Below are 12540 nucleotides of genomic sequence, written 5' to 3' on the forward strand. Positions count from 1 at the left end.
CGAATGAGCGTCCCGTTCCGTTTTATTCATGCTGCCGATTTGCATGTGGACAGTCCCTTTCAGGGTCTCCCGGACGCGCCTCATCATGTGCGTGAAACACTTGCGGACTCAACCTTCAGGGCAGTGGAGAAGCTGGTGGAAACGGCAATAACGGCAGATGTGGATTTTGTGGTGATCGCCGGTGATTTGTTTGACTCGGCAGACCGTTCCTTGCGCGCGCAGCTGGCGCTGCAAAAACAATGGCAGCGGCTGCACACCCATGGTGTGCAGCTGTTTGTCATTCACGGCAATCACGATCATCTGGGCGGCGGCAGGGCTAACTTGCAATGGCCGGAATCCATGACCATTTTCGGTTCGAAGCAAGTGGAACACTCGCCGGCCTACCGAAAGGACGGCGAGCTTGCCGCATATGTGTACGGCATGTCGTATGGAGCGCGAGCCGTGACAGACAACATTGCCCGCGGCTATCGTCCGGATCCGGAGGGCCCCTACCATATCGCGCTCCTCCATGGGAATGTGGACGGCAACCCGGCTTATGATCCATATGCGCCCTGTTCGCTCACTGAGCTTGCTTCATCCGGTTTTGATTACTGGGCTCTCGGGCATATACATACCCGTGCCGTTCTCCATACATATCCCCATGTTGTTTATCCGGGAAATACACAAGGGCGTCATTTCAGAGAAACAGGCGCCAAAGGATGTTATATCGTCGATGTAAAGCCCTCCAGGGAAGCGGAGCTCACCTTCGTGGCTCTGGATACCGTCCGATGGGAACGCATAGAGGCGTCCATCGAGGGGGTTGAAAATGAGCAGGCTATGCTGGATCTGCTGGAGCGGGCGCTTCTCGCCGGTATGACGGGAAGCGGCGGCCGGCCGCTTGTCGTCAGACTGCGGCTTACAGGCAGGGGGCTCCTGCACAGTAAGCTGATGGATCCTGTTTTTGCAGCAGAGCTGCTGGACGGATTGCGCCAGCGGATGGAGAGCGGATCGGCTGGCTGGCAAACCGGCGAACAGCCGTGGTGCTGGGTCGCCGGCTTTGATCTGGCGACAGGGATCGTTCTGGATCTGGAGGCTGCTGCAGGTGAGGACAGCTTTACCGGTGAACTTCTGCGCGGCGTGTTAGGGATTGAAGCTGACGAAGCGGGCCGCCTGGAGCTGTTGGAGGAAGCGCTTGCGCCGCTGCTTGCCAATGCCCGGATGCGCAAGCTGGTAATGGAACGCATGGAAGGGCATTCGCTTTCCTGGCTGCAGCAGGCGAAAGAGCTGGCAGCCGGTTTACTGACGGAGGAGAATGAAGCTGTTCCTTCATCCTCTGCGATGGAGACAAGTGAAGGAGGAGCTGTGAAGTGAAATGGATAGGTCTGCATGTGGAAGGCTTCGGCAAGCTGAGCGATTTTCGCTGCAGCTTCGATGCGCCGGTAACGGTCATTTACGGGCCGAATGAAGCGGGGAAAAGCACGATGCTGGGGTTTATCCGCTCGATGCTGTACGGGTTTGCAACGAGGGCCAATCCCTCCGAACGGCAGGAGCCATCCGCTGGAGGCCGTCATGGCGGCAGGCTGCTATTCCGGGATTCGCTCGGGCGAGCGTATGTATTGGAACGGCTTGCCAAGACGGCAGGGGGGAAGTTATCTGTCCGTCCCTATGAAGGCCAGCTGGCAGAGGGGCAGCAGAATGACACGGACGTGCCCGCGGCGCCAGACCTGCCGGAGCTGCCGGAGCTGCTCCTCCAAGGCGCTTGGGAGCAGGTGTTTCTCGGTGGAGTCAATGAGAGAGTATATCGTCAATTATTCGCTATTACGCTGACTGAGCTGCAGGCCGTAGGCATGCTGGAAGGCGATGAGCTGGGCAAGCAGCTGTATCACGCAGGCTGGGGCGGAGGGCAGGCGATTGCCAGGACGGAGAAGCAGTTGAACGCCCAATTGGATGGACTATTCCGTCCGCGCGGGAGCAATCAGCAGATGAACCGGCTGATCAAGGAATTGGACGATACGGAAACGCAGCTGCGACGTCTGGAAGACGAGATCAGCTCCTATAATGATCTGGCGGATGAACTTGTACAGACGCAGAAGCAGCTTCAGGAATTGGAAAGCCGCCTGCCTGCAATGCGGGAGCAGGCGGCGCTGCTGGCACGAGCCCATGAAACAAGACCGCTGTGGATCGGGCGCATGGCGTTTGTGCGCGAGCTTGAGGATCTGAATGCGGCCGGAAGGCTGCCTTCGGATATGAGAAGAAGATGGGAGCTGTGGACGGTTGAACATGACCGCACGGCTGCTGCGCTTCGCGACATTAAACTGAAGGCCGACGGACATGAACGGGGATCAAGGTCCCTGATCTATGATGAGAAGCTGATCGAGGCTGTTGAAGAGATCGAAGCTCTATTGATGTCAGTGGAACGGATGAATGCGGTTCGTCTCGAACGCAAGGCATTGGAGGCAGAACTGCGCGAGCATTCCGAAGCGCTGTCCCGATTGTTGTCACGGATTGCTCCGGATTGGACAGAGCATCAGCTGCGCCTCTTCCGTTTCACTGTCGCCGACCGTGAAACGGTGAGGGCGGCAAGAGCCGCGATGACGGACGCGGCGAGAGCCAGCCATCTGGCGGAGGCGGAGCTGCGTTCAACCCGCGAGCAGACGCAGGAGGTGGAGGCGCAGCTGGCCGAGATTGAAGAGACGGCTGGGGGAAGGGAACTGTTCCGGCGGGGCGGGTCTCCAGCCGGAACAGGCAGTCAGCAGCGCGGGCAGCTGCATGGGAGCGACCAAGAGGCAACGGCTGCTGTCCGCATGGCGGACTTTGGCGGCGCTGAGCTGCTGCCGGCAACGCCGGAGGGGCTGCGCCATGCTGCGCGGACGTTCGAGGACGCGTGGCGGGAGCTTGAGCTTGAGCAGCTGCGCGCTGAGCAAGCGCAGCAGGGGGCTGCTAGCGCCAGCGCCGCCGGGCACCGCGGCGGCGCGGCGCTCTGGGCCGCGGCCGGCGCGCTGGCTGCGGCCGCGGCTGCGCTGCTCGCGGCCGGCTGGCCCACGGCCGCGGCAGCCGCCGCCAGCGCCGCGCTGGCTATCGCGGCGCTGGCGCTGCTGCGCCTGCGCGAAGCGCGGCAGGCCGCGCCGCGCGCCGGCGCAGCGCCGGCCCGCGCTCGCCGCGGCGGGCCGCATCGCGCCGCGGCAGGCCCGGCGCCTTCCGCGGCCGCGGCGGCGATGGCCCCGCTTGCCGCGGCGGAGCGCCGCGTTGCGGCCGCGCTGCGCGGGCTCGTCAGCGAGCCGGAGGCACTGCTCGCCGCGCTGCTGGCAAACCGTGAAGCTGCCACCGGGCGAAGCTTCGCTCCGGACAGCGAAGCATACAGCCCCGCCGCTGCGGCTCCCACAGGCGCTGACAAGCAGCACGCCGCATCGCGGGCTTACATCCAGGAAGCCGCGGCTGCCGGCGCAGCGGTCAGCCGGGCGGTAAGCGGCGGCGGGATGCACCGCCAGCCTGTCAGTCCTTCAGCGCTGCTGGAGCAGCTCAGGGCGGCGATAGATGCCCGCCTGGATCAGCTGCGCGCGGGCCAGCACAGCGCCCAGCGCAGAAGAGAGCTGCAGCGCCGCCTCGCTTCGCTCGCGGCTCAGGAAACAGAGCAGCGGCTCCAGCAAGCGCAGGCCGCCGAACAGGAGCAAGCCGCGGCCGCCAATTGGCATAGCTGGCTTGCCGCGCAGGCGCTGCCGCTTACATTATCCCCGGAGGCGGCGATAGAAACCGCCGACCTGGCTGAGCAGGCGGCGCTTCGGCTTCAGGCACGCGACCGCCTGATAGCGAAAGCTGCCGATATGGATACGCAGCTTGCGGACTTCGAGGCGGCGGTCAGGACACTTGGCTCAAAATTTCCGGATGTCAGAGGGACCGCGTCTGCGGAACCTGGACTTGCCTTGAAGCTGATGCACAGCGAAGCGGGGAAGCAAACGGCAGCGCAGGCGCGACTGAACGAATTAACAACGGAAATTGCGAGGCTCCGCAACGCAGAGACCTCGCTTGTGGAAGCACTTCACAAGCTGGATGATGAGCGGGAGACGTGGTTTGCGGCAGTTTCCGCGGACAATGAACGCGGTTTTCTGGAAGCGGTCAAGAAATCCGAGCGCCTGCAGGAAATTGAGCCGGAGCTGTATAAGCTTGCGGCAGAGCTGGATGCGGGAGTCACCTCTGCCCAGAGAGAGCGTCTGGAGCAGTGGTTTCAATTTGTCGATGCCGCCCGGCTGGCAGCGATGAAGCTGGAAGCGGAATCGGCCTTGGCAAGCGGAGAGCGGCTGAGAAGCGAGCTGCTGGAAACAAGCGGACGCCAGCGCCAGTCGATGGAGCAGTTGATGCAGGCCGGCAGCCGTACGCGTCTTCTGGCGCAGCGGGAAGAGACTTCAGCGGCGCTGAAGCAGTTGATGGACAGGTATGCGGTAGCCGCATTGAGCATGACCATGATTCGAAGAACAAAACGGCTGATGGAGGAGCAGCGGCAGCCCGCCGTTCTGAAGGAAGCCTCGCGCTATATGGCAAAGATGTCGAAGGGGAAATACACCCGGATTTCCGTGCCGGAGGGGGAACAGACAATTCGGCTTGAGACGCCGGACGGTCAGTTCGTCGACAGCATCTTTCTCAGCCGGGGGACGGCTGAGCAGTTGTATCTGTCCATGCGGTTTGCTCTTGCGGATGAAGCGGCGATGACGACGGAATTGCCGATGATCCTGGATGATTTATTCGTCAATTTTGACGGCTCCCGGCTGGAGGCTGCCATAGATATCATTGGAGAGCTGTCCAGCCGCAGACAGCTTGTGCTGCTTACCTGTCATGATCACATTCGGGACAAGCTGATGGAGCAGCTTTCCAGTGCCAGGCTTGTCCACTTATCCTAAACGATGAACAGGGTTTATTTGCCCAGGGGAGCAGACTGCTTGATCAGAAGTGCGAGCCATCCGAGACTGACAAGGCCGAATATCGGGTAAAGCGTGGACAGCAGCGGTCCGAACCCGATTTGACTGGCAGCATAACAGATAACGAGTACGATTAAGGTGATCCGGGTATGCGACATCTTCATCCGTTCTTTAAGCTGAAGCGTCAGTCCATAGATATCTGCGACCAATGTGGTGAAGATCTCGGCAAAAATCAGGCCGATATAGATCCACTGCATGCCATGTCCAAGCTCGCGGGCGATACCGCCCATCGGAATGGCATACTGCTGAATACCGGGCATATAGAGGGATAAGGCCATATGTCCGGCAATCAGCATGAAGCCAATCCCGATTCCGCCTATCCATGCACCGGCGATGATGGTCTTGCGGTCCCGCACCTGCGCTCCGAGAGGGACAAGCACAGCCTGGGACATGGACAAATTGAATGCGGCGTACAGCAGGGGCGAGGCCCACACGGCAAAGGGAGAATAATCGCTGGTCAGCAGCATCCAGCGGCTTGAGCCAGGCGTATTCAGCGTGTCTACAACGATAATCAGCGTAAAAACAAGCATCAACGGCACGACAATCGAATTGATTGTCAGTATGGCGCTCATTCCTTTGCGGACAAGAAAAAAACAGCCGATCAGCGTCACAAGCAGTCCGGTCTGATAGGAAACATTCCAGTTTTCTGTGAAGATTGTCCCCGCGCCGGCTAGCATAACAGCATTGACTCCAAGAAGTACAATGAGCATAAAATGGCTGACCCAACGCCCGAAACGCGGGCCAAACAGCTTTTTGTTGACATCCTCGTACGACTTGGCGGATATGTCGCTTGCAATCAGCATCATTTTAGCTCCAAGCCAGATGAACATGGCGGTTGCCAGGAGAATAGTGGCTGCGCCCCAGTAGCCGAAACGCGTGAAGAACTGCAATATTTCCTGTCCGGTCGCGAAGCCGGCACCAACTATGGTGCCCATATACGTGAACGCAATCTGCAAGACTTTTCCAAATTGTTTCATGACGGTTCCGACCTGCCTCTCGTTCGCACTTATCTACAAGATATGTGAGAAGAAGGACAGGCATGACAAGTCCCGGCATGAAAATCGTCTTGTTCGGGTTTTACTCGGAATCGGCAAAGAGCTTAATGGAAATGATTTGGTTGTTTTCGGGGTCCAGATCAAGCTTCAAGAGGGCGCCAGATGCTTTGTAGGCGATAACGCTTGAGGTGTGTGTTTCCGGCTTGCCAAGCAGCGTCAGGGCTGTTTTTTCACTGTCTCCGACGCGCAATCCGTTGAGATCGGTGACGGCATCGCTCTCGAACACTTCGATGAATTTTACTTTTTTGCTCGCGTCGAAGCCGATGGAGTAGCCTTTATATTCGTGGACTGTCAGTTCATCGCCGCCATCATCCAGACTGTAGCTCTCGGAAGGCTGGCCGAGCAATTTGTCCAGGGAAGCCTGGGAATCGGCGATGGAGATCTGGCGCAGCTTGGGTGCCTTCGGATCCCATTTCAACTCGGCCTTTCCTTCTTTGGCCGTATTCTTTAAAGCGGTTGATTCGGTTGTGGCATCCGCTTCGGATTTCGCGTCATCACCGGAAGCAGGAACAACAGGGCTATCTCCGTTGTTCTTGTCCTTATTGAAGGTTTGCTGCGGACCGTTCGTGCGTTCTGAAGAGTTTCCGTCAGCTTGTCCCTGAGGCTGGGCGGCGCTGTCGCCGGTGGAGGACGGATTGCCTGACTGCATCTGGCATCCGGCAATGACAATGGAGAGCAAAGCGACAGCCGCCCCGCGCGCAGCCTTGCGGGATCTCGGGTTATTCAATTGTACGTACACCTCCTGCATTTTGATGCTCTAGTGGCCCTAAAGCATCCGACAACTATTAGACGTAAAAACCTGGCAAAAAGTTGCATTAAAGCTTGTGGAATTTGAATCCTTCCTGCTTGTCCAGCTTGCGGAGTTGGCCTTGCATATGGTACTTTAGACGTAAAAAGGTGTTTGGTGGAGGGAAAGCGATGGAACTGTTAAAAGAACGGATTTTACGCGAGGCTTCCGTCATCAACAATGATGTGTTAAAGCTCGATGCACTGCTGAATCATCAGGTTGACCCTCAGCTGACGATGGCGATGGGCAATGAATTTGCCAGACGTTATTCAGAGCATTCGATTACGAAAGTGATTACGGTTGAATCTTCCGGCATACCGGTTGGATTTACAACCGCCCTGGCATTGGGTGTTCCACTGCTTTTTGCAAGGCGCAAGAAGACGCTGATCGCCGATCCGGATGCGCTGACGGAGCGGGTGCCCTCATTTACGAAAGGAATTGTAACGGATATTATGGTATCCCGCCAATTTCTGACCGGGAGCGATACGGTCCTGTTCATAGACGATATCATAGCCAATGGCGATGCAGCCCGCGGACTCATAAAAATAATTGAACGCTCCGGCGCGAAGCTGGCCGGTCTTGGAATCGTAGTTGAGAAATCCTTTCAGGCCGGGGCGCGAACCATACGGGAGCAAGGGATTCGTGTGGAATCGCTTGTCCAGATTGCCTCCTTGGAAGGCGGGCATATTCAGTTCCTGTAGCTTCATGAACGAAATATTCCACAATCAGTACCTTTTCGATTCAGCCGTTTTGCCTTATAATGTTCTTATTGACCGAGGGGAGGCACAAGAGCATGGGGAATCTTTCTGCAGATTTTTTAGAAACCAAATTGTCCGACGCCAAGAATCACTTTGAGCGTGCACTCGATTGCAAGCATACGGAATTCGATGACTTGTATCCTTATATGATCGAGCATCCACAATTTTTTTGGTACAAACGCTATGTTGCCTGGTCCGAGTTATTAACCATTGTCAAATTGTCCGAAGAGCTTGAGATGGATTGGAAAACACAATTCACAGCCAAGCAGGCTGATTATATTTCAAGTCGTGTCATGTCGTCGCGCGTACTTGATGAGTGGTATGAAACCATTGATTCGAACGAAACGGTGAGCTGACAACAGCATAGATTGGGTAAGAGACCTCAATGAGCAAACTTGGGCATTGGGGTCTTTTACATATAGGGATACATGATGAGAGGGTTAGGGGGCAAACGAAAACCGTGATATCAGAGGAACAACTGGATGCATATCGGGTGGAAGGCACACGGATTCGTGTGGTCCGTGACGGCATAGAAGACAATGACGTGATCGGAATTGTAGTGGCCTGGGACGATGAAGTTGTAGCAATCCGCCGGCCGAACAGACGGATCGTGAAGGTGAAGCGGAATTATATCATCGAGCCGGCATCTGAGCCCCGGAGCAGCAATTGGGAAGTCTAAAGCCAAAATGGAACCCGGCAGGATTGCTGTTTTTCCTTGGCAGTAAGCATCATTGACCACAACCAGGAGGAAGTTCAGACTTTGAAACGGAAGAGCAGCATATTCGCCCTATTATTAGCAGTTATCGTCCTATTTATTATTCCCCGTCTGGATTTTCTGAAGGAACAGACGGAAGCGCCGGTATACGGAGAAGCGGATTATTCCATTCATTTTCCTACCGACCGTTTTCCGAAGACAGCCAGGCACATCAAAGAGGCTATTGAAGCGGGGAAGTCGCCGGTCTGCACCATTGACAGGGATGGAGCGGATGAGAATAGAAAAGCCTCTCTGAAGGGCATTGATACGAAAAAAGGTTTTGACCGCGACGAGTGGCCGATGGCCATGTGTGCGGAAGGCGGCGAGAATGCCGATATTGCTTACATAACCCCATCGGATAACCGGGGAGCGGGCGCTTGGGTCAGCAATCAGCTGGAGGACTATCCGGACGGGGCAACGGTGATGTTCATTATGAAATAGAACGCTCGCTGGATTCATCTTCTTTACGCTGCGTAGGACAAAACATGAAACCTCAGCCCCATTCAAACGTAGAAAAGACCGAGCAACGACATGAATTGAATGGAGGATATTCATAATGAAATGTCCCGTATGTGATGATGCGCGTATGCGTGAGGTGGAGAAGAACGGCGTGGTCATCGATGTCTGTCCCGAATGCAAAGGCGTTTGGCTTGACCGTGGTGAACTGGACAAGCTGACGAACGGAATTCGCGAGGTCCGCAGCGAATATGACCGTTTGGAGCGTCAGGTCTCCTATGATAATCAAGACAGCCGCGGCTATAGGCAGGATGATCACTCGAACGATGCTTACGGTTCAAGAGGCTACGACAAGAATGGCAAACCTTATAAAAAGAAGAAAAACATGATGGACGTGTTCGGCGACTTGTTTGAATGAGTCAAATAGGAATTCAATAGCAGGCTTCCCGGCTTTGCGGGGGCCTGCTTTTTTAAAAGCCTGGAGATGAACCCGCTGCATGATCCTTTGTGAATCATAACTATATTTACTGTTTAAGTAACATTACGATAATAAGACTCCGGCAAGTTGGCTGGAGTTTTTTGCTTTTTAGAGGGGAGGAATGAACAGCGTAAAAGCTATTAATTATTGAGTATTTCGAATTGTGGAACTTTATCCCGGATGATTGACTTCGGATTGTACGGATGATAAGATAAATCTCGTGGTTAAGAGATATGCCACAAGAAATACCAACTTATGCGGTCGTGGCGGAATTGGCAGACGCGCTGGATTCAGGTTCCAGTGGTAGCAATGCCGTGGAGGTTCGAGTCCTCTCGACCGCACCAAACCCTCAAGCCAAACTCTTCTTGATGAAGAGTTTTTTTATATGTAATAGAAACCGAAGAACCATTTAAAGAAGTATTCCCTGACAGCGGAGCGGGGGAATACTTCTTTTTTCGATTCGATCGTGTCGCATTTTTACAATGAGCCTTCGGGCAAGGATGTTAAGATAACAGCAGAACTCAAGCATAAAGGAGCTGCATCACAAATGTCCAATCTTGAAACGCTGCCTGTTGGAGAAGATTTTCCGTTCGAATCCCGTTATCTTGATGTGAATGGTCATCAGCTGCATTATATCGATCAGGGGACCGGGATCCCTGTTGTTTTTCTCCACGGCAATCCCACTTGGGGTTACACGTTCCGGAATGTGATCCTATATATGCAGCAATCCGCCAGATGCATTGCGGTCGATCTGATCGGAATGGGCAGATCCGACAAGCCGGATATCGGCTACACCTTTCTGGAGCATGTCGATTATATAAGCCGCTTCATCGAAAAGCTCGGATTGAAGGATATCGTCCTGGTGGGTCATGATTGGGGAATGGCAATTGGTTTGCAGGTGGCGGCCAACCATCCGGATAATGTGAAAGCCGTAGCGATGATAGAGCCGCAAGCCTTGTATCCGAATGCGTCCTGGTCGGATTTCTCCCCGCCGGAATCCAGAGAGCTGTTTCAGAAGCTGCGCGATCCTGAGGAGGGGTGGGCGTTCATGCGGGATAACAGTGTATTTATCGAAGGCATGCCTCATATTATCATCAACCGGACGCTAACGCCGGAAGAACATGAGCAGTATCGGGAACCGTTCCGAAATCCGGATCAGCGGAAGCCGATGTGGGTGTTCCCGAATCAGATTCCCGTTGAAGGCGAGCCAAGCGATGTTGTACAAGCCGTGGAGGAGCGCAACGTGTGGTTTACAGGCAGTGACATTCCGAAAATTTTGTTCTATGCAACGCCCGGCTGCACCGTACGCGAGCCTCAATTGAACTGGTGCCTCTCTAATCTGCGGAACTTGTCGTTGTTCCATATCGGCACGGGCTTCCATCATCTGCTGGAGGAGAACCCGCATGCGATCGGACAAGAGCTTCTGAGGTGGTTTCGTCAGATGAGCGAGGTTTCCCATCGGGTGCTGTAATGGGATTTAAATAAAATCAGAATAAGCTTTGGTAAAAGGATTCCGGCGGATCATTTGAATGAGATTGGATGCGGCAGCGGATAAGGGTTCGTTTTTGCGGGTACAGATGGCAATGCTGTTTACTAGGTGGATTCCTTCTACATACACGCGGCATAACTCCCCGCGCGCCACATAATCGCGGACGACCAATGAAGAAACGAAATTCGCGCCGTATCCGGCAATAACCGCTGTGATTGACTCATGCAATCCATTGAACTGTAATGCTATCCGTGGAGCCGATGAGATGTATGTCCGGCATAAGGCAAATAATCTCTCGCGTGTGGAGCTTCCCTCCTCGCGCATAACAAACGGCTCCTTCATCATCTCCAGTAAAGAAACATGCTGATTCGCAAAACGGTGATTCGGCGCCACGACGAACCATAATTCGTCCTGAAACAATTCCTCGGTCTGAACCGTATCCGGATATTCTTCCGGCAAACCTCCATAAATCGCCAAATCCGCCTCCACATTCAAAAGCTGCTTCAGGGCATCGCTGGAGTTGGTTGTCGTAATCGTCATTTCCACTTCTTCATACTGCTGTTTGAACTTGGCAATCCAGGCCGGGATCAGAAAATGGGCAGGCAAATACGTCGCAGCCAACCGGATGTGACCTTTGGCGCCTGTACGGTAATCCTGGGAGAACTGTTCGATCTGCTGTTCAACCGCAAAAAGTCTCTTGGCGAGCAGAGCAAGCTTTTCTCCCGCATCGGTTAAAGCAATTCCCCGGCCATGCGGCTTAAGCAGGGTGAGATCCAATTCTTTTTCGAATTTTTTAACCTGGGCGGTAATGGCCGGCTGGCTTATGTTCAGTAATTCCGAGGCACGAGTCACACTTCCGGTCGCAGCTACCAGATGAAATAAACGCAGGGCGTGAAGATTCATAGCGGCACTCCTTATCTCGATTCATATATTTAAATTATAAAGTGTCTAAAAAGATATATTATATCTATGATTATACTTCAATTACAATGGAGTTGAAAAATAAAAAGGAGTGATAACGATGAATCAAATGAACACGTGGACCCAAGTAGACCGGTATATTACAGAGCGTCTTATTCCGCATGATCCCGTTCTGGAAAAGGTGTTGGCCGCCAATCAGGAGGCTGGGCTGCCGGCGATTGACGTAACGCCGAACCAGGGAAAGTTATTGAACATTTGGGCTCAAATGCAAGGCGCAAAACGGATTCTGGAAATCGGCACATTGGGTGGCTATAGTACCATCTGGCTCGCAAGAGCGCTGCCGGCAGGCGGACAACTGGTCACGATAGAATTAGACCCTCATCACGCCGAAACAGCTCGGGCCAACATCTCGCTTGCCGGGTTGGATGATATTGTGGAGCTTCGGGCAGGGGACGCGCTGGAGCAATTGGCCCTGTTGGAGAAAGAGCAGGCAGCGCCATTCGATCTAATATTTATCGATGCCGATAAGCCGAGCAACCCCGCCTATCTGAAGTGGGCGCTTCATTTTTCACGCAAGGGAACGGTCATTATTGGTGATAACGTCGTCCGTGATGGAGAAATCATAAATGAAAATAGCAGCGATCCGCGCGTCATAGGAGTAAGGGAATTCTATGATTTGCTGGCTGAAGAACCGGGAATTACGGCTACTGCCATTCAGACAGTGGGAAGCAAAGGCTATGACGGGTTCGCAATAGGGATTGTGAATCGCAATTCGGAAGAAACCGCGGGTTAAATTATATGCTACTATTGCTATAGAGAATCTCATTCGCATAGAATGTACAGCTGCGGCTCGACCATTTAACGGGGGGAAGAAATGGAGACAACCAACAAGA

General features: G+C 54.3%; 12 protein-coding genes and 1 tRNA gene. 10 read left to right on the forward strand and 3 right to left on the reverse strand.

What is annotated here, in order from left to right; all coding sequences use genetic code 11:
• Window positions 1–3: 3 nt before the first annotated feature.
• Together ACFOLF_RS31030 and ACFOLF_RS31035 are read left to right on the forward strand one after the other, a co-directional pair.
• Window positions 4–1350, forward strand: coding sequence for a metallophosphoesterase family protein (locus tag ACFOLF_RS31030; RefSeq protein ID WP_210039572.1), 1347 nt, complete (start codon window positions 4–6; stop codon window positions 1348–1350).
• Complete coding sequence (locus ACFOLF_RS31035) at window positions 1347–4871, forward strand: AAA family ATPase (protein ID WP_210039571.1); 3525 nt, start codon at window positions 1347–1349, stop codon at window positions 4869–4871. The genes ACFOLF_RS31030 and ACFOLF_RS31035 overlap by 4 nt, the downstream gene beginning before the upstream one ends.
• Before the next feature lie 14 nt (window positions 4872–4885).
• Here ACFOLF_RS31035 and ACFOLF_RS31040 read toward each other — a convergent pair whose 3' ends face one another.
• Window positions 4886–5926, reverse strand: coding sequence for a YkvI family membrane protein (locus ACFOLF_RS31040; protein WP_210039570.1), 1041 nt, complete (start codon window positions 5924–5926; stop codon window positions 4886–4888).
• Window positions 5927–6026: 100 nt separating this feature from the next.
• Window positions 6027–6731: a hypothetical protein gene (locus tag ACFOLF_RS31045; protein WP_210039569.1), complete on the reverse strand. Its 705-nt coding sequence runs from the start codon at window positions 6729–6731 to the stop codon at window positions 6027–6029.
• 191 nt (window positions 6732–6922) lie between these two features.
• Here ACFOLF_RS31045 and ACFOLF_RS31050 point away from each other — a divergent pair, with 191 nt between their 5' ends.
• The 7 genes from ACFOLF_RS31050 (at window position 6923) to ACFOLF_RS31080 (ending at window position 10708) form a co-directional block, all read left to right on the forward strand.
• Window positions 6923–7492, forward strand: coding sequence for a xanthine phosphoribosyltransferase (locus ACFOLF_RS31050; RefSeq protein WP_210039568.1), 570 nt, complete (start codon window positions 6923–6925; stop codon window positions 7490–7492).
• Window positions 7493–7584: 92 nt separating this feature from the next.
• A complete protein-coding gene (locus ACFOLF_RS31055; protein WP_210039567.1) occupies window positions 7585–7905 on the forward strand; it encodes a hypothetical protein in 321 nt (106 codons plus the stop codon).
• A gap of 104 nt (window positions 7906–8009) precedes the next feature.
• Window positions 8010–8228 (forward strand): hypothetical protein, encoded by a 219-nt coding sequence (locus ACFOLF_RS31060; RefSeq protein ID WP_210039566.1) that lies wholly within the window; start codon window positions 8010–8012, stop codon window positions 8226–8228.
• An 81-nt stretch (window positions 8229–8309) separates the two neighbouring features.
• On the forward strand, window positions 8310–8744 hold the full coding sequence (locus ACFOLF_RS31065) for a NucA/NucB deoxyribonuclease domain-containing protein (protein WP_210039565.1): 435 nt from the start codon (window positions 8310–8312) through the stop codon (window positions 8742–8744).
• 115 nt (window positions 8745–8859) lie between these two features.
• Complete coding sequence (locus tag ACFOLF_RS31070; RefSeq protein ID WP_210039564.1) at window positions 8860–9177, forward strand: TFIIB-type zinc ribbon-containing protein; 318 nt, start codon at window positions 8860–8862, stop codon at window positions 9175–9177.
• Between the two features lie 317 nt (window positions 9178–9494).
• Window positions 9495–9581: transfer RNA gene (locus ACFOLF_RS31075), tRNA-Leu, on the forward strand.
• A gap of 203 nt (window positions 9582–9784) precedes the next feature.
• Entirely contained in the window at window positions 9785–10708 is a 924-nt protein-coding gene (locus ACFOLF_RS31080) for a haloalkane dehalogenase (protein ID WP_210039563.1), read from the forward strand.
• Window positions 10709–10714: 6 nt separating this feature from the next.
• Here the strand turns inward: ACFOLF_RS31080 and ACFOLF_RS31085 are convergent, their stop codons facing one another.
• Window positions 10715–11629: a LysR substrate-binding domain-containing protein gene (locus tag ACFOLF_RS31085; protein ID WP_210039562.1), complete on the reverse strand. Its 915-nt coding sequence runs from the start codon at window positions 11627–11629 to the stop codon at window positions 10715–10717.
• 118 nt (window positions 11630–11747) lie between these two features.
• Here ACFOLF_RS31085 and ACFOLF_RS31090 point away from each other — a divergent pair, with 118 nt between their 5' ends.
• A complete protein-coding gene (locus ACFOLF_RS31090) occupies window positions 11748–12440 on the forward strand; it encodes an O-methyltransferase (protein ID WP_210039561.1) in 693 nt (230 codons plus the stop codon).
• Window positions 12441–12540 lie beyond the last annotated feature (100 nt).

This window comes from Paenibacillus sepulcri, assembly GCF_042647105.1.
Taxonomy (GTDB): domain Bacteria; phylum Bacillota; class Bacilli; order Paenibacillales; family Paenibacillaceae; genus Paenibacillus_Z; species Paenibacillus_Z sepulcri.